The organism is Roseburia sp. TF10-5 (assembly GCF_003462365.1).
Classification (GTDB): Bacteria; Bacillota; Clostridia; order Lachnospirales; family Lachnospiraceae; genus Roseburia; species Roseburia faecis.
This window is the reverse complement of record NZ_QTYW01000010.1, coordinates 1-19,200: the sequence shown is the minus strand read 5'-3', so window position 1 is coordinate 19,200 and position 19,200 is coordinate 1. Positions and strand designations below refer to the sequence as shown.

At 45.1% G+C, this 19,200-nt stretch carries 18 protein-coding genes; 2 read left to right on the top strand and 16 right to left on the bottom strand.

Annotated features, from left to right (window positions below; genetic code table 11):
* Positions 1-163 precede the first annotated feature (163 nt).
* Positions 164-1,081, top strand: a complete 918-nt coding sequence (locus DXD06_RS10425) for a helix-turn-helix transcriptional regulator (protein WP_117831597.1) — start codon at positions 164-166, stop codon at positions 1,079-1,081.
* Here the strand turns inward: DXD06_RS10425 and DXD06_RS10420 are convergent.
* From DXD06_RS10420 to DXD06_RS10400, 5 genes are all read right to left on the bottom strand, one after another.
* On the bottom strand, positions 1,056-2,105 hold the full coding sequence (locus tag DXD06_RS10420) for a LacI family DNA-binding transcriptional regulator (protein WP_330418194.1): 1,050 nt from the start codon (positions 2,103-2,105) through the stop codon (positions 1,056-1,058). The two genes, DXD06_RS10425 and DXD06_RS10420, sit on opposite strands and share 26 nt — an antisense overlap.
* A 63-nt stretch (positions 2,106-2,168) precedes the next feature.
* Positions 2,169-4,367, bottom strand: a complete 2,199-nt coding sequence (locus DXD06_RS10415) for an alpha-galactosidase (protein WP_117831595.1) — start codon at positions 4,365-4,367, stop codon at positions 2,169-2,171.
* 1 nt (position 4,368) lies between these two features.
* A complete protein-coding gene (locus DXD06_RS10410) occupies positions 4,369-5,106 on the bottom strand; it encodes a hypothetical protein (protein WP_117831592.1) in 738 nt (245 codons plus the stop codon).
* A 5-nt stretch (positions 5,107-5,111) separates the two neighbouring features.
* Entirely contained in the window at positions 5,112-6,839 is a 1,728-nt protein-coding gene (locus DXD06_RS10405) for a phospho-sugar mutase (protein ID WP_117831590.1), read from the bottom strand.
* A 92-nt stretch (positions 6,840-6,931) separates the two neighbouring features.
* Positions 6,932-7,867: a glycoside hydrolase family 113 gene (locus DXD06_RS10400; RefSeq protein ID WP_117831588.1), complete on the bottom strand. Its 936-nt coding sequence runs from the start codon at positions 7,865-7,867 to the stop codon at positions 6,932-6,934.
* Between the two features lie 380 nt (positions 7,868-8,247).
* Here DXD06_RS10400 and DXD06_RS10395 point away from each other — a divergent pair, with 380 nt between their 5' ends.
* Complete coding sequence (locus tag DXD06_RS10395) at positions 8,248-8,892, top strand: endonuclease III domain-containing protein (protein ID WP_243001016.1); 645 nt, start codon at positions 8,248-8,250, stop codon at positions 8,890-8,892.
* A gap of 30 nt (positions 8,893-8,922) precedes the next feature.
* On the opposite strand, the gene DXD06_RS10390 is transcribed toward DXD06_RS10395, so the two are convergent.
* The 11 genes from DXD06_RS10390 to DXD06_RS17105 form a co-directional block, all read right to left on the bottom strand.
* Positions 8,923-9,975, bottom strand: a complete 1,053-nt coding sequence (locus DXD06_RS10390; protein ID WP_117831586.1) for an RluA family pseudouridine synthase — start codon at positions 9,973-9,975, stop codon at positions 8,923-8,925.
* The gene (locus DXD06_RS17110) at positions 9,972-10,145 is read right to left on the bottom strand and encodes a hypothetical protein (RefSeq protein ID WP_158569520.1); all 174 of its coding nucleotides are present in this window, start codon (positions 10,143-10,145) and stop codon (positions 9,972-9,974) included. Before DXD06_RS17110 ends, DXD06_RS10390 begins: the two co-directional genes overlap by 4 nt.
* Before the next feature lie 176 nt (positions 10,146-10,321).
* Positions 10,322-11,182 (bottom strand): hypothetical protein, encoded by an 861-nt coding sequence (locus DXD06_RS10385; RefSeq protein ID WP_117831584.1) that lies wholly within the window; start codon positions 11,180-11,182, stop codon positions 10,322-10,324.
* Positions 11,183-11,250: 68 nt separating this feature from the next.
* Positions 11,251-12,123: an N-carbamoylputrescine amidase gene (gene aguB, locus DXD06_RS10380; protein ID WP_117831583.1), complete on the bottom strand. Its 873-nt coding sequence runs from the start codon at positions 12,121-12,123 to the stop codon at positions 11,251-11,253.
* A 1-nt stretch (position 12,124) separates the two neighbouring features.
* On the bottom strand, positions 12,125-13,279 hold the full coding sequence (gene aguA, locus DXD06_RS10375) for an agmatine deiminase (protein ID WP_117831582.1): 1,155 nt from the start codon (positions 13,277-13,279) through the stop codon (positions 12,125-12,127).
* Entirely contained in the window at positions 13,251-14,402 is a 1,152-nt protein-coding gene (nspC, locus tag DXD06_RS10370) for a carboxynorspermidine decarboxylase (RefSeq protein WP_117831581.1), read from the bottom strand. Before nspC ends, aguA begins: the two co-directional genes overlap by 29 nt.
* Positions 14,403-14,415: 13 nt before the next feature.
* A complete protein-coding gene (locus tag DXD06_RS10365; RefSeq protein WP_055263982.1) occupies positions 14,416-15,711 on the bottom strand; it encodes a saccharopine dehydrogenase family protein in 1,296 nt (431 codons plus the stop codon).
* 25 nt (positions 15,712-15,736) lie between these two features.
* Positions 15,737-16,594: a polyamine aminopropyltransferase gene (gene speE / locus DXD06_RS10360; protein WP_022046124.1), complete on the bottom strand. Its 858-nt coding sequence runs from the start codon at positions 16,592-16,594 to the stop codon at positions 15,737-15,739.
* Positions 16,595-16,615: 21 nt separating this feature from the next.
* Complete coding sequence (locus DXD06_RS10355; RefSeq protein ID WP_117831580.1) at positions 16,616-18,064, bottom strand: aminotransferase class I/II-fold pyridoxal phosphate-dependent enzyme; 1,449 nt, start codon at positions 18,062-18,064, stop codon at positions 16,616-16,618.
* Positions 18,065-18,534: 470 nt separating this feature from the next.
* Positions 18,535-18,960, bottom strand: a complete 426-nt coding sequence (locus DXD06_RS10350; RefSeq protein WP_243001014.1) for a type II toxin-antitoxin system RelE/ParE family toxin — start codon at positions 18,958-18,960, stop codon at positions 18,535-18,537.
* Positions 18,950-19,200 (bottom strand): hypothetical protein (locus DXD06_RS17105; protein WP_207661913.1); only part of this gene is annotated, 251 nt, incomplete at its 5' end. The genes DXD06_RS17105 and DXD06_RS10350, both read right to left, overlap by 11 nt.

The following is a 19,200-nucleotide window of genomic DNA, read 5'->3' as shown; positions in this document are numbered from 1 at the left end:
CCCTATAATGCACAATTTTATACTTGTACTTTTGTGTATTATGCCTATATATTTTTGTTCAAAAAGTAATTTTAAGTTATATTTTATTTTAAATTATTGCTTTTTACCTTTCATCCAATTATACTTAATTAAAAACTGGTTATGATTGAAAGAGGATGATTTTATGGAACAATTACAGCATCATGGGATTACAGGAACGGTGCCAAAGCATGTATTATCTGACAACATGAAAAACTTTACGGCTTTTCCGCTGTCCGCACCAGCGGATGACGGCTTTATTCATCTGCTCGGAAAAGGCATCTGTTCCTTTCCGAACAATTGTTCCATGACATTCCGTATCAACGCGCCTTATCATTTTTTTTATGTATATGAAGGCACTCTTTCTGTAACGGATGAACATCATACGTGTCGGCTGGCAGACCGGCACGCAGCACTTCTTCCGATTTCCGGTGCCCTCACGATCGAAATTTTAAAAGGCCGCTGCCACTATTTCCATATGTATATTTCCGGTCTTGCCCTCTTGCAGTTTCACACACTGCTCCCATCACCTCTTGCCTATCCGGCAGAGAGTTCTTCTATGTTTACGCTGTTCCATACGATGGAGCATTTACAGAATCTGCAGAAAGACACTTTTAATGATCCTCTGTCCGTCTGCCGGATCTCCATGTGGATTACCAATATTCTTACGGAAATGGCAGTCTATTCCTGCCATCCTGCCACACACCGGGATACGATCCCGGATTATCTGCGGGAAATTCATCATTTATTTGACACACAATACGGAGAAAATTATTCACTGGACGAACTGGAAAATACGTATTCCGTCAGCAAATACCGGATCTGCCGCGAGTTTTCTAAATACTATGGGGCTTCTCCTGTCCAGTACTTAAACCATAAGCGGATTGAAGAGGCTAAAAAACTGCTTCTGACTACCAACGACACCATCCACGAAATCGGAAGCAAGGTAGGAATTCATAATACCAATCATTTTATCAATCTGTTTAAACGGGAAACCGGGGCAACCCCACTTGCATTTAAGCAGGATGCCCCGGTTTCTATATCCGAGCTACACTATCTTTAAATACCACATGTCCATCTACAATGAACACACCGGCTGTATAGTTTTCATTTGCAATTTTGCGGACAATCTTATGAATGGCTCTGCGTGCCATCTCCGATATATCCACCTCATATGTTGTAATTCCGATATCGCACAGCCCCGGATAAAGAAAATTATCAAATCCCACGACGGAAACATCTTCCGGAATCCGGTAGCCTTCATTTTCAAGTTTCCGGATCAGATACGAAGCTGCAAGATCGCAGTTACAGACAAATGCCGTCGGCATATCTTTCGGAAATTTATAATATTTTTCCAGATCCATCCGCCCGGTTTTGGTATCCCGGTCATCCATTACATAATCTTTTGGCACATCCATGCCGTGTTCCATCATTGATTTCAGATAACCAAGGTAACGGTCTGTAATACTGTTCGTCATACCAACGGTTCCCACATAGGCAATTTTTTTATGCCCCATGGAAAACAGATAATTGGTCAGCGCATAGGTTCCATAAAAACTGTTGGAAATCACGGTGTCAAGACCAACGGCATCGTTATAAAAATCCAGACAGACCACTGGCACGCCGCCCTCTTTTTCAATCTGTTCAATGTACGGCTTTGTCATATCTCCGAGAATAATCAGACCATCCACCTTTTTTTCCTGAAGCAGAAGCGGCATCTGGTTTTCCAGCACACTCTCCCTTGAAATACTTTCGAGCAGCGTAAAACACCCACGGGAAACTGCCCTCTTGTTTACTTCCTGATACATTTTCCAGTAAAAGGAATCGTATTTGTCCAGATATACTTCCTGTATCAGGACTCCGATATTATATTGTTTTTCCGCAGACTGCCGTTTCGTCTCTGAAGGACTGCGGTATCCAAGTTCTTCTGCAAGATTCTTTATTTTCTCCCGCATTTCCTCGCTGACACCTTTTTGTCCGGACAAAGCTTTTGAAACAGTTACCGTGCTGACACCAACCTGTTCCGCAATATCTGCAAGTTTTACTGCTTTTGCCATAATTCCCTCGATATTTTCATACTCATTCATTTATGCAGCCACATAAACCGGCTAATTTAAGTTAATTTTACATTCTTTTTTTTCTTCTGTCAATTAATCTGCCACAAAATGGTACAGATAACTTCGGTAATCCCCCTGCTCAGAAGGAACCAGCATACCGGCATTCATAAGCAGATCTCCACCATATACGCATTCGTTCTCCATCTCACCTTCCAGACGATAATCCAGATTCGGATTCAGTCCCTGCAGACGTACTTTTAAACTGTGGTAATTCGGGCGTGCGTGTACAGTCACGAAAGTAACCAATGCCTCTTTTTTATCTTTGGATACTACCATATAGCAATCATAGAAATGATTTTCACGGTACGACGCGATACGATAATAATCCCCCTCCCTTACCAGATCGTTATACTTGTGATACATAGCTGTCTGCTGTGGAATCTGTTCCTGCTCTTCCTTTGCAATCTTTGTGATATCCAGCTCATAACCAAAGGTTCCTGCCAGGGCAACTTCCCCTCTTGTCTTAAACGGGGTATTTCTGCCCACGGTATGGTTCGGGCAGTCCGAAACGTGTGCTCCCATTGCGGACAGTGGATAAATCAGTGCCGTACCTTCCTGAATGCCAAGTCTTTCGATTGCATCCGTATCATCCGAGCACCAGATCTGTGGGCTGTAATAAAGCATACCCGGATCAAAACGTGCTCCACCACCGGAACAGTTCTCCAGAAGAAGATCCGGGAAATCATGGGTCAGGCGTTCCTGCATCTCATACACACCAAGCACATAACGGTGGCTTAACTCCCCCTGACGGTCTGCCGGAAGCGCAAGGCTTCCCAGATCGGTAAGCTGACGGTTCATATCCCACTTCACATATTCGATATTGGCACTGCTTAAAATTGCACGGATCTTTTCATAGATGCAGTCCCTCACATCTTTTCTGCTGAAATCAAGGACATACTGATTTCTCGAAAGCGTTCCGGTGCGTCCTTTCACAGCAATTGCCCAGTCCGGATGCTCTTTGTACAATTCCGAATCCGGGGAAATCATTTCCGGCTCCATCCAGATACCGAATTTCATGCCAAGTTTATTCACTTCATCTACCAGATAGTTCAATCCGCCCGGCAGTTTCTTTTCATTCACAAACCAGTCTCCAAGACTTGTACTGTCATCGTTGCGGTGTCCAAACCAGCCATCATCCATAACCAGCATTTCAATTCCGTACTGAGAGGCAAGTTTTGCAATATCCAAAAGTTTTTCAGTATTGAAATCAAAGTAGGTTGCTTCCCAGTTGTTAATCAGAATCGGGCGCTTCTGGTTGCGGTATTTGCTGCGGATCAGATGCTGGCGATAGAAATCATGGAAATTTCTCGTCATTTTTCCAAGTCCCTCTGCGGAGAAGGTAAGTGCCACTTCCGGTGTATAAAAGACTTCTTCGCTTTCCAGTTTCCAGGAAAAATCTGCCGGATGAATCCCCATGACTGCACGGATGCTGTCAAACTGGCTCTTTTCCAGCTGCGCAATAAAATTGCCGGAATAAATAAAATGCATGGCATATACTTCGCCGGCGGTCTGTGTACTGGATGATTTCATCCATGCCATAAACGGGTGCTCCTGATGGGAAGACTCCCCGCGGATACTTCCCACGCTGGTCTTTCCATAACCGATCGGACGGCGGTCCATCTGGCGCTCTCTCCCCCAGGAACCGTGAAGTGTCAGCATCTCGTATCCATCGTCATCCATATCAAGGCATGCGGAGTATGCTTTCGTAAGATAAACAGCCTCTTTGCTGTGATTACAGATACGCACGCTTCTTGTAATCATATCATTTTCTTCAAACACGGTATAATACAGATCCACATCCAGCTGTAACACTTCATCCCTGCAGTGAAGAATCAGTGTCTGTGCGGTATTCTCCCGGTCAAAAGCAGACGGCAGTCCCGGAAGTTCTGGTTTCTGATCTGTAATTTCATAAGAGACATAGGTCGGCATAACCGCATGCTGTCCAGCCTGTGTGCGCACAGCAATGCTGCTTTCCCGATAATCTCCCACTCCGTTTCCAGAATACTCCGATGGAAATGTATCATAAAAAGAGCAGCGCTCTCTTTCATTCTCCGATGGAACAAACGGTGCCTCTCCGGTACGAAGCAGGTAGCGCAGATCCTGCCCGCGCACACGCCTGCCATAATATACATGACCTACAAAGGTCCGGTGGTCTGCAAGACCTATGATATAGCTGGTATTGGCCGTCTCCAGACGGAACAGATCCAGATTTTCATCAAATACAATACTCATGTTACTCCTCCAGTATTTTTTCTTCTATAAACTTCACGGCCAGGTCTTTGTTTTTTAAGCCATCTGCCAGGCCTACCACACAGGTATCCGGATACCAGCCGGTTTCCTTCACCCAGGCATTTTTTTCTAACTTTATGCCAATCGGATATTTTTTCCCTGTTTCGGTACTTTTTACATACACCAGATCGTCCTTATATTTTTCCAGCAATTCTTCTGGCAAATATTCCCGGATGTCTGCCAGATAGTCAAACTCTCCCAGTGAATAAAAGAAATCATAATCCGCAAAAAAGACATCTACCGACTGTGTCATAAAACGGCTCTGAATCATCTGAATGCTCTCTGCAGATGCCCCGTCGTTTTCATTTGCCGAGGCTCCCAGATTACTGCTGACAAGCACTTCGCTTTTATCCGGATCCAGTCCGTTTTCTTTTAGGAAATCATTATAATAACCGGAATTCCCAGCCGGATTGTCCTCAGACTGCATGGCATTTACCGCCATAATTTCCAGTGCGGTATCTTTTTGCGTAACATAATGGATGATCAGAAAGCTGATGATTCCTATAATGGCAAGTGCGACAATGGTCTGCAATCCATAGTAATGAACCAGATACCATATTTTATCTTTTCCATGCAGCTCCTTTAACTTTTCTCTTTCTGTCTTCGGCTCCTCTTTTTTATAGAGGATGCTGTCTTCTCCTGCTTTGGAAAAATCCGGTTTTATATTCTTCTGATCATCCATAAAGTTTATTCTCCTGCGTATGTAAGCATCGCGGTGCGCAGCTCATCCAATTTCTTTTCGGAATCTTTGATATCCGTTCCGACAACACCAAAATAGAATTTGATCTTTGGCTCTGTTCCGGATGGACGTACACAACACCATGCATTGTTGCTCAGTTCATAGTAAAGAACGTTACTTTCCGGAAGTCCGGTTGGTGTAACTTCTCCGCTTGTCATATCTGTTCTTGTATCTTTCTTGTAATCACGAAGTGCTAAAACATCCCATGCACCGATCTTTTTCGGCGGGTTGCTGCGCATCTCGTTCATCATGCTCTGAATCTTTTCTGCTCCGTCCATACCCTTTAAGGTCATAGTCTCAAGACCTTCTTTGTAATAACCGTAAGTCTCATACAGGGAAACCATGGCATCCCAGAGGGTGATTCCGTTGGATTTGCACCATGCTGCCACTTCGCAGAGCATCATGACTGCCACACAGGCATCCTTATCTCTTGCATAAGTACCTGCCAGACATCCGTAGCTTTCTTCCAGGCCAAAGACGTACTCATAACTGTTCTGCTGCTCAAAAAATTTGATCTGCTCACCGATATACTTAAATCCGGTCAGTACCTCGATCAGTTTTACTCCGTAAGCTTTTGCGATTGCCTTTGCCATGTCGGTGGTTACGATGGTCTCTACCAGTGCACCGTTTGCCGGGAGTGTTCCGTTTGCTTTTTTCTCACGCAGAATGTACTCTGCAATCAGCATACCGGACATATTTCCAGTAAAACTTACATACTCTCCTGTCTTGGTATCCTTTGCATAAACACCCAGACGATCGGCATCCGGATCGGTTGCCAGAACGATATCCGCATCTACTTCTTTTGCCAGTTTCAGCGCAAGCTCAAATGCCTTTGGCGACTCTGGATTCGGATAGGAAACGGTCGGGAAATTTCCATCCGGAAGTTCCTGCTCTTTTACTACATAGACATTTTCAAATCCTAGTTCTTTTAATACACGGCGTACCGGGAGATTTCCTGTTCCATGTAACGGAGTGTAAACGATCTTGATATCTTTTGCCATCGCTTTGATGATTTCCGGGTGGATCGACTGTTTTTTGAGTTCTTCCATATAGCGGTCATCCATTTCTTTTCCGATGGTATGATAAAGTCCTGCAGCTTCGGCCTCAGATTTCATTATAGTCTTTACCTGTGAAAAATCAGTGACTTTTGCCACTTCTGCAAGAATATTTTTATCGTGTGGAGGTGTGATCTGTGCGCCATCCTCCCAGTATACTTTGTATCCGTTATACTCGCGTGGATTATGGCTTGCCGTAATTACAATACCTGCAATACATCCAAGTTCCCGAACAGAAAAGGACAGCTCCGGTGTCGGACGCAGGGATTCAAAACGGTAGGTTTTGATACCATTTGCATTCAGGCAGAGCGCTGCCTCATCGGAAAACTCCGGGGACATGATACGGGAATCGTATGCGATCGCAACTCCCTTGTCCTGTCCGTTCTGGGAAATGATGTAGTTTGCCAGTCCCTGGGTTGCCTGACGAACCGTATAAATATTCATACGGTTTGTTCCTGCGCCGATTACCCCGCGCAGACCACCAGTACCAAACTCCAGCTGACGGTAAAAACGATCCTCGATCTCTGCATCATTTCCTTGTAGTGCCAGCAGTTCTTTTCTGGTTTCTTCATCAAAATAACTGTCTGTGCACCATTTTTTGTATGTATCCATATAACTCATTTCAGGTCCCCCTTCTATTCGGCTTTTTTATTTTAGTATACCATAATTTAAGTTTGTGTAAATATATTTTTAATCGGAATTAAGCTAAATTTTCATTCCAAAACTTGTGAATATTTCCGACAAATCACTTCGAGTGCTTCTTTTCCATACACTTCATAATCGTTTCTTTTGACTGGTTTTGTGCCGTTTCCATGCCAGGCCGCCCACTCCCAGATTCCAAATCCGCCTACCCATTCTCTCTTTTGGCAGGCGGCAAACATTGTCCGGAACCAGTCTGCCTGTCCTTTTTCGTCATACGCGCCCTGCACGCCCCAGTCGTTTGGCACCTGATTCGAGCCTTCCACAGACATGCAGCCTGCCTCGGCAAAGAAAAACGGCTTGTCAAACTTCTTTACGACCTGTTCAATACGATCCAGCTGATTGTCCCAGTCGTTGATCGGATAATACCCGCTGGACGAAATCACATCTACCGCATCCCACCATTTCACATTGTGTTCCTGGTACTTATCCGTATTGTAGGAAACCAGTCCATCATACTTCCGGCGGATTGCCGCAATCACTTCCCGCCATTCCGCTTCGCGGCGCTCGGTCTGCACCATCTCGCAGCCTGCAATAAACAGATCCACTCCGCACTGCTGCGCAAGTCCGGCATAGTGTTCCTGAAATGCCCGGTAAGAGGCGAACCAATTGCTCCACTTCGGTTCACACACGACATCTTCATCAAAAAAATTGATATGTGCCCGCCAGGTTCCATCCGCGCAGTTTGCGGTCGGTTTCAAGGCAACGTTAAGCCCCAGTTCTTTGGCATAGCCGATCATGGCGATCAGTTCTTCATCGGTCACATTCCGGTCTGTCCGATAATCAATCTCCTCGGAAAATGCGGTCTTTTGCATACCGTTCGGTGCAAAAATGACATAATTTGCCCCCGTCTTTTCTTTCATGAGCTTTAAGCTCTGTCTGGTTTCTTCTTTTTCAAATGTACCTCTTGCGCAAAATGGTGCAAAGGTGACTGCATTGATTCTCTCCATGTTTTCCTCCATTGTGTTTTCCAGAAATTTACTTCAATATAGCATATTTTTTTCGGGAGGGGAATTGGTTTAAACATAAGTTTTTTTCAAAACGACGGAAGAAGGGAGTCATTCTCTTTTTCCAGAAAAATTTGCAAGTCAGCTCCGGTCCTGATTTCACGTACGTATTTGCGGGTTTGCAGGATTACGCTATTTGCGTTATTTGATGGAACTCCGGAGCAGTTGCAAATTTGTTCTTTCAAAAGAAATGATTCCCTTCTTCCTGTGTGTTGGAAAAAAGATAAGTACCAGGATAAGGATCACAAATCCATTTGCTTCTGTTTTGGCACGTGGTATAATAAATTTGCTTACACATAACAGAAAGTTACGGAGAATATAGGATGATGAATATAGATGAAAAAAAGAAACTGGCACTGGAAGTAATTGCGCGACTGAAGCAGGCATACCCGGATGCGGCCTGCAGCTTAGATTACAATGAGGCTTGGAAGTTGCTCGTCAGTGTGCGGCTGGCGGCACAGTGTACGGATGCCCGCGTGAATATGATCGTACCCAAACTATATGAAAAATTCCCGGATGTCAATGCTTTAGCAGATGCTCCTGTGGAAGAAATCGAAGAAATTGTGCGTCCCTGTGGACTGGGAAAAAGCAAGGCAAGGGATATCAGTGCCTGCATGCGGATGCTGCGGGATGTGTATGGTGGAAATGTTCCAAACGATTTTAATGCCCTGTTAAAGCTGCCGGGTGTCGGGCGTAAAAGTGCCAACCTGATTATGGGAGATGTATTTGGAAAACCGGCGATCGTGACGGACACGCACTGCATCCGCCTTTGTAACCGGATCGGATTGGTGGATCACATCAAAGATCCAAAGAAAGTAGAAATGGAATTGTGGAAAATCATTCCGCCGGAAGAAGGGAATGATTTATGCCACCGCTTTGTGCTGCACGGGCGTGACATCTGCAGCGCACGCACGACTCCGCACTGTGAGCACTGCTGCCTACATGATATCTGCGCACAGCGTATATAATCCACATCTGTGCATGTTTCCCTGTTATGATTACACAGAAGGCAATGCTTCTTCTGGTATCAGCTTTTGCATATCCGGTGGCAGCGGAGCCGTAAACTCCATCGGCTCCCCTGTCATGGGATGGGGAAATGAAAGTTTCCATGCATGCAGTGCCTGACGGCCAATATCATATTGCTCTTTTCCACAGGAAAAAGTCTTTCCCTGAAAAATCTGTTTCTCCCCGGAATTTTCATCGTCCCGACGGTCAATCTGATTTTCCCCGTATGCCGGATTGTACAGGAAATCCCCCACCAGCGGATGTCCCAGATATGCCATATGCACGCGGATCTGGTGGGTTCTCCCGGTCTCCAGCTGAAGTTTCACCAGACTTCGGAACTTCTGTGCATTTCCGGTCTGCCATCCGGTCAAAATCTGGTAATGCGTCACCGCCCGGTCTCCCCGCTTAAAATCAACCACACGGCGCAGGCAGCGGTCCTCCTGTCTGGCAATCGGTGCATCAATGACACCGGAAACCGGCATAACCTTTCCCTCCACAATCGCAAAATACGTCCGGTGAATCCCGGGTGCTTTTAGTCCCTGCTCGGCTTTTGCCCGCACCATCTGCCCGAGGATCGCCGCAGAAACCGCATGTTTTGCCACAATAGTAAGCCCGGAGGTATCCCGGTCCAGCCGGTTGATACAGCGGAACACAAAGGGAACCCCCTGCTCTTTGAAATACCATGCCAGTGCATTGCCGAGAGAATTCTCCGGATTTCCACGGGATGGATGAACCGGCATTCCTGCCGGTTTGTTGATCACAAGCAGATCCTCATCCTCATAAACGATGACAAACGGCAGTTTTACCGGACGGATCTGTCCGGAATTATCCGTTTCCCGAATCCATACGGTCAGAACATCTCCTTCTGCAAGCATGTGGTTCATATGTACATACGTCCCGTTCAGGCAAATTGCCTGTTCATCTTTGCGCAGATCCACAAGATTCTGCCGGGAATACCCTTTTTCTTTTAAGAATCCACTGATTTTCTGTGGTTTCTCCAGACTGTTAATCTGATATAATACGCTTCTGTCCATAATGGTCATCATTGATCTCTTTCCCAGGTAAATGTCCCCCTGTATGTAAGATTCTCCGGTCTGGATACTTTGATCCGTTCTGACGGATACACCGTCTCCGCTACCACAAACCAGCCAATCACCGCAATCATCAGAAGATAAAATAAAAGTACTTCCTTTTTATTCCCCATATACTTTTTCATCTTTCAGTTTCTCACCCTGTCCTTTATACTTTATATTTTGCATTCATATGTTTTTTTAATTATTCCATAACTATACCGGAAATGCAAGCACCACGTTCCTGTTCACTCAGCACTGCGCCATGTCACGCAAAAAAGGGATTACCACCCATTTCGTGGTAATCCCCTGAAAAGAAAACTCAGATTGTTCCGGTTACGGTAAGTGTGCCTGCGCCCGGTGTCACTGTCCACTCGCCGGTTGTGGCATCCTGCGTAAAGGTTGCTGCCGGTACGGTAATCTGCCCTTCCTGCGTCGCAAACGTACCGGTCGTGGCATTGTAGGAATAATTTGCCGGATCCGACCATGCCGTTCCATTATACGATACCGCAAGATTCGAAAGTACCGGATCGAATGTGTCTGTCACCACTGCGCCGGTTGCCGCCAGTGCCGCAGTATTTCCGGTATTCTGGATAAGGAACGTATAGGTCAGTGTTCCATTTTCCGTAACCGGAACCGGACTGACGGATTTGGTGATTGTCAGCTTCGGGCCACTTTCCGCGATAACGGTTTCCTTTGCGGTAACCGGTGTAATTCCCCCTCCGGAAACGGTCACCGTGTTGGTAATCTCCGATTCCGCCAAAAGAGGTGCAAACGCATTGGTTTCTGCCTCATATACAATGGTCACGTTTCCCCCCGCCGGTACACTGATCCCGGAAACGGAAAGGGGTGGTCCTGCCGTGACTGCCGGTGTGGTCTGTAAGATTCCATTGCTGTAATAACGCACGGTATCTGCCACATACGTCAGTGGCACCAGTGTGTCTGTGCCAAATGCATATGCCCCCAGATCATCTGCAACCGTCAGTCCTGTCATGGCTGTATTTCCGGAATTCACTATGCTCACAACATAGGTGACACGGTCATTCTGCCCGTATGTTTTGCGTACCGCAGTTTTGGTTGCGGCAAGTACCTCAAGGATTTCTCCCACTGCAACGTTGGAATTGGCTACAGCGTTTCCATAGCGGAGCTGTGCCTGATGGTAAATATTGCCATTTTTTTGCATCCTTTCATTTTATTCAGGTATGCTTTATCATATGACAAAAATTTTCCATATGTGCAGCCGCGCCGTCATTATTCTTTCAAATATATTTCCGGTCTTCTGTCCCGGAACAGCCCCCAGCTTCTTCTTTCTTCTTCTATTTCATCCAGATCAAACGTATGCAGGATAAAGCCTTCTGATACCCTGTCCATCTCTTCTGTCACTTCCCCTGTTGCGTCTGTGATAAAAGAGGAACCGTAAAACGTGAGGGCTGAGCTCTGCTGTCCATTTTCCGCGCACGGTTCCACGGTTTCTGTCCCGATCCTGTTTGCAGCAATGACCGGCATAAGATTACATGCCGCATGCCCCATCATGCACCGTCTCCAGTGCGGCATGCTGTCGCAGCCAAGTATCGGCTCGCTTCCGATTGCAGTTGGATAAAAAAGGAGTTCCGCCCCTTTTAGTGCCATGCCTCTTGCCGTCTCCGGAAACCACTGATCCCAGCAGATTCCAACCCCAATCGTCCCATATCTGGTTTTAAATGCCCGAAACCCTGTATCACCGGGCGTAAAATAAAATTTTTCCTGATAATAATGGTCGTCCGGAATATGTGTTTTCCTGTAAATGCCGCGCACACTTCCATCGGCATCAATGACTGCCACGGAATTGAACATCTGTCTGTGATCCCCGGCTTCATAAAAGCTCACCGGAATCACCGTTTCCAGCTCTTTTGCCAGTTTTTTCATATGGATGACAGCATCATCTTCCTCCAGCGTTCTTGCATATCCATAATATTCATACCTTCTCTCCTGACAGAAATACGGTCTTTCGAAAAGTTCAGGAGGAAGAATGACCTGCGCCCCCTGTGCAGCGGCCTCCCTGATCAGTTCCGATGCTTTTTCTATATTTTCTTTTACATCGCTGCCGCAGCCCATCTGTATGGCAGCCACTGTGGTTTTTCTCATATCATGCTCCTCCCATCCTCCCGGAATCAGCCGGTATCTGCTGTGTAATACAATGAATGTTCCCACCACCGACAATAATATCACGTGCGTAAACCGGGTATACCTTCCTTCCGGGAAAAAGCCCCCCTATGATGTTCACAGCCTCTGCATCCATCTCATCACCAAACTGGGGAATCAGGACTCCTCCATTTGTAATATAAAAATTAACATAGCTTGCGGCAAGCCGCTCCCCTGCTTTTCGCTGCTCCTCCCCCTCTTCAAAGGAAAAACCAGCAAGTTCATATTCCGTTATACAAACCGGCTTCCCCGGAACCGGGACTTTGTGGACTATGAGCTTCCGCCCCCTGGCATCTGTCTCTTTTTCCAATATTGCAAGATCTGCAGATGACAAGGGATACTGCGGATCTTTGGGATCCTCCGTCCACGCAAGCACCACATGTCCGGGAGCGGTAAATGCACAGACATTGTCTATGTGTCCGTTTGTCTCATCGTTGTAGATTCCATATGGAATCCAGATGATTTTTTCTGCCCCAAGATAATCCTTTAACTTCTGTCCGATCTTTTCTTTTGAAAGTTCCGGATTCCTGCCTTTGCTGAGCAGACAGCTTTCTGTCACAAGGATGGTTCCCTCTCCATCGGTATGGATTGCCCCGCCTTCTAACACAAACGGATGCGCATCATACAGATCATATTCTGTCTTCCGGCAAAAAGAGGACGCTACTTTATCATCCTTTTCCCAGTCTGCATACAATCCGTCACAGATTCCACCCCATGCATTAAAACACCAGTCAATTCCCCGTACCTGCCCCTGCCCATTGACAACAAAGGTCGGTCCGACATCCCTCGCCCATGCATCATCCGATGCAATTTCCATATAATGGACCGGATAATTTTTCTGATAGTTTTTTTCTTTCCGGACAGCTTCAATGATCATTTGTGCATGATCCAGCTCCCCTGCTTCCACCAGCAGATATACCGTCTCGGATTCCGCAGTGGCACATATGACATCCGCAAAAGCCTCTCTTGCCTTTTTTGCACCATATATCCAGGAACCCGGCCGTTTCGGCCATATAAGTATTGTCCCTTTATGCGGTTCATACTCCGCTGGCATATGAAATCCATCCTGGCTAGGACAGCCTTCCTTTAAAATCTTCATATCCAAATCTCCTGATTACCCTGCATTCTTTATCCGCCCCCATAACCGCGATATCCGGAAGCGGCATACCGTTAAACGTATTATTTTTGACCATGGAATAAATTGCCATGTCACAGAATGTAAGCCTGTCACCCACTTTTATCGCTTTATCAAATGAGTAATCACCGATCACATCACCTGCCAGACAGGTACAGGAAGAAAGCCGGTATGTATATGCTTTCTCCCCTGCTTTTCCACTGTCCTTAAGCGGCGGACGGTACGGCATTTCGAGTACATCCGGCATATGGCATGCCGCCGAAGTGTCCAGAACCAGTATCTTTATCCCATTGTTTTCGACAATATCGAGTACGGTTGTCTCAAGATAGCCTGCATTCAGGGCTACTGCCTCCCCCGGCTCAAGATAAATTTCAAGGTCATATGTTTCCTGCATGCGCCGGATGCAGTCCTCCAGTTTTTCCATGTCGTAACCGGCTTTTGTGATATGATGTCCGCCACCCATATTAAGCCATTTCCGTCCGTACAGCAGATCTCCGAACTTTTTTTCCACGGCATCAAGTGTCGTTTCCAGGGCATCCGAATTCTGTTCACAGAGCGTATGGAAGTGAAACCCATCTATCTGCGACAGGTCAAAATCGTTTTGTATGGCTTTGTCAAGCTCTGCCCTCGTTATACCAAGCCTTGAACCTGTACCGCACGGATCATAAATCTCATGCCCTTCCTGTGTAGAACACTCCGGGTTAATTCTAAGTCCTGTACTTACCTCTGCGGCTGCTTCTTTGATTTTTTCCTTATGAACCAGAAACTGGGAAACGGAATTAAAAACAATATGGTCACATATTTTTACCAGTTCGTCCATTTCTTCCGGCAGATATGCCGGACAGAAGACATGGTTTTCTTTTCCCATCTCTTCCTGTGCCAGCCGTGCTTCATACAGCCCGCTTGCCGTCGTCCCGCTTAAATATTTTCCAATCAGGGGATATTCACAAAATGCGCTGAATGCTTTCTGTGCAAGAAGGATCTTTGCGCCCGTTCTCTGCATTACATGATGCAAAATCTTCAGGTTTTCTGTCAGTTTTCCCTCATCTATCACGTAGCAGGGAGTTTTCAGTTCACTAATCTTCATCCTTCCCTCCGGCTCAATCCATATGAACAGAAGGGTCTGCTGTCTTGTAACAATCCACGGATACCGGATTTTCAACTACCTTCCATGGAAGACCAAATTTATTCAGTGCCTCCATATACGGATCCGGATCCATCTCCTCAAGATTGAATACCCCGGGCTTTTTCCAGAGTCCTGTCACAACCATCATGGAACCTATCATTGCCGGTACTCCTGTTGTGTAGGAAACTGCCTGTGATTCCACTTCTTTGTAGCATTCCTGATGGTCACATACATTATAAATATAAATAGATTTCTTTTTTCCGTCCTTTATCCCATTAAAAATACATCCGATATTTGTCTTCCCTACTGTCCGTGGTCCAAGTGATGCCGGATCCGGAAGCAGTTCTTTTAACACCTGTAACGGCACCACTTCTTTTCCGTCTACCATAATCGGATCTGTCCGGAGCATTCCCACATCCTCAAGGCATTTCATGTGTGTAAGATAACTCTGTCCAAACGTCATGAAAAACCGGATTCTTTTCACACCCGGAATATTTTTGGCAAGGGATTCTATTTCCTCATGGTGGAGAAGATACATATCTTTTTCTCCGACCTGGTCAAAATTATACTGTGCCCGCCACTCCATTGGCTCGGTTTCTACCCAGTGCCCATCCGTCCAGTAGGAACCGTTAGCGGATACCTCCCGAAGATTTATCTCCGGATTAAAGTTTGTGGCAAACGGATATCCATGATCTCCGCCATTACAGTCAAGTATATCAATGGTGTGGATTTCATCAAAATAATGTTTCTGCGCATATGCCGTAAATACCGATGTGACACCAGGGTCAAACCCGCTTCCAAGAATTGCGGTAAGTCCTGCCTCCTTGAATTTTTCCTGATAAGCCCACTGCCAGGAATAATCAAAGTAAGCGGTAAATCCCAGTTTTTTGCACCGCTTCTCATAAATTTCCCTCCACTGTGGATCTTGCGTATCCTCGCACTCGTAGTTTGCGGTATCAATATAGTCAACTCCACAAGCAAGACATGCATCCATAATCGTAAGATCCTGATAAGGGAGTGCCACATTGAGCACTGCATCCGGCCGGTACGAACGGATCAGTGTTTTTAATTCTTCCACGTTGTCCGCGTCAACCCTTGCCGTCTCAATTCTGGAAGCTGTTTTCCCTTCAAGTTTTGCCTTTAAATCGTCACATTTTGACAGGGTACGGCTTGCAATCATGATGTCCGTGAAAACTTCACTGTTCTGACAGCATTTTCTGATTGCCACCTGTGCAACACCGCCACATCCAATAATAAGTAATCTGCTCATTTTTATTCCTCCTGTATCATTTATTTTACCGGGTTTCTTCCTCTTCGAGTAAGTCCTCTACATATTTTGGAAGCATAAATGCCCCCCGGTGTAAATTTGTAGTATAGTACCATGTTTTCATTCCAAGTGCATCCCATCTTTCTGCATCAAGATCATTCAGCGGATGATACTTTTTAGAAGCGAATCCGAATAACCAGTATCCGGAAGGACAGGTCGGGATATGTGCCTGGTATACCCGGCTGATCGGGAATGACTTGTAGACTTTTCTGTGCATTTTCCGGCATTCAGCCTCATCCTCGTCATAAAACGGGCTTCCATGCTGATACACCATGATTCCGTCCTCCCGGAGAGCTTTATAACAGCTTCCGTAAAATTCTTTTGTAAAAAGACCTTCCGTATGCCCCAATGGATCTGTTGAATCGTTGATGATCAGATCGTATTCATCATTTTTCCCACGCAGGAATCTAAGCCCATCATCATAGTACATTGAAATTCTGGGATCCTCTAACCCACATGCCACCTCCGGGAAAAATTTTCTGCATACATCCACAAACATTTTATCGGTTTCTACCACGTCAATCTTTTCAACAAACGGGTATTTTATGAGTTCTTTCGCCACACCCCCATCCCCGCCACCGATAATCAGAATTTTTTTTGCATTGGGATGGACTGCCATCGGCACATGGGTCACCATTTCATCATATATAAATTCATCTGCATCGGAAAAAACAATTTCACCATCCAATGCTGCCATTTTTCCAAATTCATAGGATTTAAATACATCTATCTTCTGATATTCACTTTTCCCCGAAAAAAGCTGCTCCTCTATCCGGACATCCAGTTTTACATTAACTGTATGATATTCCGAAAACCACATTTGCATATCTTTACCTCCTGTTGCCACTCATGCCAGTACCTGAAGATATTCCACTGCCGGATCTTCGGTTCCCTGCATGGAGCATCCTTTTTCTTTTGCATACAGAATATATTCCGCAATCTCTTTTGTAATCCGTTCCCCCGGGGCAAGAATCGGAATCCCCGGTGGGTAGCACATGACAAACTCTCCACTGATGCATCCCACGGAATCTTTTATGCTTAGCGATTTTTTTTCTGCATAAAAAGCTTTCTGCGGAGATACCGCCACCTCCGGATTGATATATTCCCCGGACAAAAGCCCTGTCCTGTCCCTGCTGTATAACCTCTTGATATCCTGCAATGCCCCTACGAGTCTCTCAATATCCTGAATTCTGTCACCAATGGAAATATACGCAAGGATATTACAGATATCACCGAATTCGATCTGTATGTCATATTCATCCCGGAGCAGGTCATATACTTCTATTCCGGCAAGCCCGATATCCAGTGTATAAACGGACAGCTTGGTGACATCGTAATCGTAAATGCTGGTTCCATTTACCAGATCACGCCCATAGGCATAGTACCCGCCAATAGAATTGATTTCATTTCTGGCATATTCTGCCATTTTTGCAACTCTGGCAAAAGATTCTCTTCCCCGCAACGCAAGATTTCTTCTTGAAATATCAAGACTCGATAAAAGGAGATACGATGCACTGGTTGTCTGTGTCAGATTGATAATCTGCCTGACATGATCTGCTTTTACCGCTTTCCCGGTAAGAAGGATGGAGCTTTGTGTAAGGCTTCCCCCGGATTTGTGCATGGAGATGGCAGACATGTCTGCGCCTGCTGCCATACCACATACCGGAAGGTTTTCCCCAAAATACAGATGCGTCCCATGTGCTTCATCTGTAAGCACCTTGATTCCTCTGGAATGAGCAAGTTTTACGATTGCCCGGAGGTCTGAACATATCCCGTAATACGTCGGATTGTTTACCAGAACCGCTTTTGCATCCGGGTTGTCCTCAATCGCCCTGGCAACCTGGTCTATTTCCATTCCGAGAGAAATCCCAAGTTTCGCATTCATCTCCGGATTCACATAAACCGGAACTGCCCCACAGAGCACCAGTGCATTAAGTGCACTTTTATGGACATTTCTCGGTAATATAATTTTATCGCCCGCCTTACAGATTGACAATATCATTGCCTGCACTGCCGATGTCGTTCCCCCAACCATGAGGAATGCATTTTCTGCGCCAAATGCATCTGCCGTCAGTTCTTCTGCTTCGCGGATAACAGAAACCGGATGGCACAAATTATCCAGTGGTTTCATGGAATTTACGTCCAGTTCCACGCACTTTTGTCCAAGCAGCTGTACCAGTTCCGGGTTTCCCCTGCCTCTTTTGTGCCCAGGCACGTCAAATGGAACCACTCTTCTTTTTTTAAATTCCTCAAGTGCCTCATAAATTGGAGCTTTCTGCTGTCTATTAATATCCATTTACTACTCCTAACTCCTTACTGAAAAATAACAGGAGCCTCCAAGTCATTTTAACTCAAAGGCTCTTTTTCTTACATAACTTTATGCAAGTGCAGGTTCTTTTCCTGCAATAATCGCTTTCACTTCATTTTTCAATTCTGTATTCACTGGTCTTTCTCCTTTTTGTAACAGATATCGTCATCCCCAAAAAGGCATCTGACCACGCCTATATTATAACTTACCCATTTCTTTTATACAATCAATTTTTTGCATTATCTGCACCATAAGCTGTAAAGAACTGAGTACATCCGCCGCCTTTCTTCCAAATCGGCCGAATCTGCTCCGCAACTGGAAAAAAGAATTCCTCGACAATGCTTCTGCTGTATTTGATGACAAGCGTGAGGATTCCTGGTCCGTTGTATCAACGGTCGCTCCAATTCTATTCTGAATACCTTCAAGGACATTGTATCACAGATTGTTTGTTTCGAAAATTATTCTCCTCTGAAAATGGGCAGAAGAAAACCTCCAAATCTTTGGAAGACTTGGAGGCTTGATTCCGACCACTTACTTTTATCATCTATAATTTGAAAAATGATAGATATTTTTTTTTGCAATATATTGCGCCAATTCATAATATCCTTCAAAATACGAAGAACATATACTGTCTGATTCTCGTCGCTTATGATATAAAACAATAAATATGACTGATATATCTTTTTATGTATTATATATCCTCTATACTTTATCCCTGAATCAGCAAATTTTAAAGGGAAGTCACCCATGTTATTGACTTCCCTATTTAAATTCGTATATAACTTATTTGCAGCATCTGGATTACATAAATCAACCTGAATATACTTAACCAAATTGAATACATCATCCGTTGCTTCATCTGTGATTAGTACTCTATAATTCATTTTTCATCCTATCTCTGATAATCTGAAATGCATCATCAACGGTATGAAGCCGCCCTGCTTCCATATCATCAATTCCTTTATCGAGATAAGAAAATAATGTTTCCATTGCTGTTCTATCTTCTACAACATCCATATCCTTTACTACAGCTTCTATGTAAAACATCTCCTTTCCTTTAACCTCAACTCTATAGGCGTTTGCGAAACGCCAAACACCGCATAAATACGGTATTTTTTGTTGTT

What these genes read in the sequence shown, in the direction of transcription:
- DXD06_RS10400 (WP_117831588.1), bottom strand. Translation starts at nt 7,867, where the DNA reads ATGGAGAGAATCAATGCAGTCACCTTTGCACCATTTTGCGCAAGAGGT.
- DXD06_RS10415 (WP_117831595.1), bottom strand. Translation starts at nt 4,367, where the DNA reads ATGAGTATTGTATTTGATGAAAATCTGGATCTGTTCCGTCTGGAGACG.
- DXD06_RS10390 (WP_117831586.1), bottom strand. Translation starts at nt 9,975, where the DNA reads ATGATGACCATTATGGACAGAAGCGTATTATATCAGATTAACAGTCTG.
- DXD06_RS10365 (WP_055263982.1), bottom strand. Translation starts at nt 15,711, where the DNA reads ATGAGCAGATTACTTATTATTGGATGTGGCGGTGTTGCACAGGTGGCA.
- nspC (WP_117831581.1), bottom strand. Translation starts at nt 14,402, where the DNA reads ATGAAGATTAGTGAACTGAAAACTCCCTGCTACGTGATAGATGAGGGA.
- DXD06_RS10425 (WP_117831597.1), top strand. Translation starts at nt 164, where the DNA reads ATGGAACAATTACAGCATCATGGGATTACAGGAACGGTGCCAAAGCAT.
- DXD06_RS17110 (WP_158569520.1), bottom strand. Translation starts at nt 10,145, where the DNA reads ATGAAAAAGTATATGGGGAATAAAAAGGAAGTACTTTTATTTTATCTT.
- DXD06_RS10385 (WP_117831584.1), bottom strand. Translation starts at nt 11,182, where the DNA reads ATGCAAAAAAATGGCAATATTTACCATCAGGCACAGCTCCGCTATGGA.
- DXD06_RS10410 (WP_117831592.1), bottom strand. Translation starts at nt 5,106, where the DNA reads ATGGATGATCAGAAGAATATAAAACCGGATTTTTCCAAAGCAGGAGAA.
- DXD06_RS10405 (WP_117831590.1), bottom strand. Translation starts at nt 6,839, where the DNA reads ATGAGTTATATGGATACATACAAAAAATGGTGCACAGACAGTTATTTT.
- DXD06_RS10395 (WP_243001016.1), top strand. Translation starts at nt 8,248, where the DNA reads ATGATGAATATAGATGAAAAAAAGAAACTGGCACTGGAAGTAATTGCG.
- DXD06_RS10355 (WP_117831580.1), bottom strand. Translation starts at nt 18,064, where the DNA reads ATGGATATTAATAGACAGCAGAAAGCTCCAATTTATGAGGCACTTGAG.
- aguB (WP_117831583.1), bottom strand. Translation starts at nt 12,123, where the DNA reads ATGAGAAAAACCACAGTGGCTGCCATACAGATGGGCTGCGGCAGCGAT.
- DXD06_RS10350 (WP_243001014.1), bottom strand. Translation starts at nt 18,960, where the DNA reads ATGAATTATAGAGTACTAATCACAGATGAAGCAACGGATGATGTATTC.
- aguA (WP_117831582.1), bottom strand. Translation starts at nt 13,279, where the DNA reads ATGAAGATTTTAAAGGAAGGCTGTCCTAGCCAGGATGGATTTCATATG.
- speE (WP_022046124.1), bottom strand. Translation starts at nt 16,594, where the DNA reads ATGCAAATGTGGTTTTCGGAATATCATACAGTTAATGTAAAACTGGAT.
- DXD06_RS10420 (WP_330418194.1), bottom strand. Translation starts at nt 2,105, where the DNA reads ATGAATGAGTATGAAAATATCGAGGGAATTATGGCAAAAGCAGTAAAA.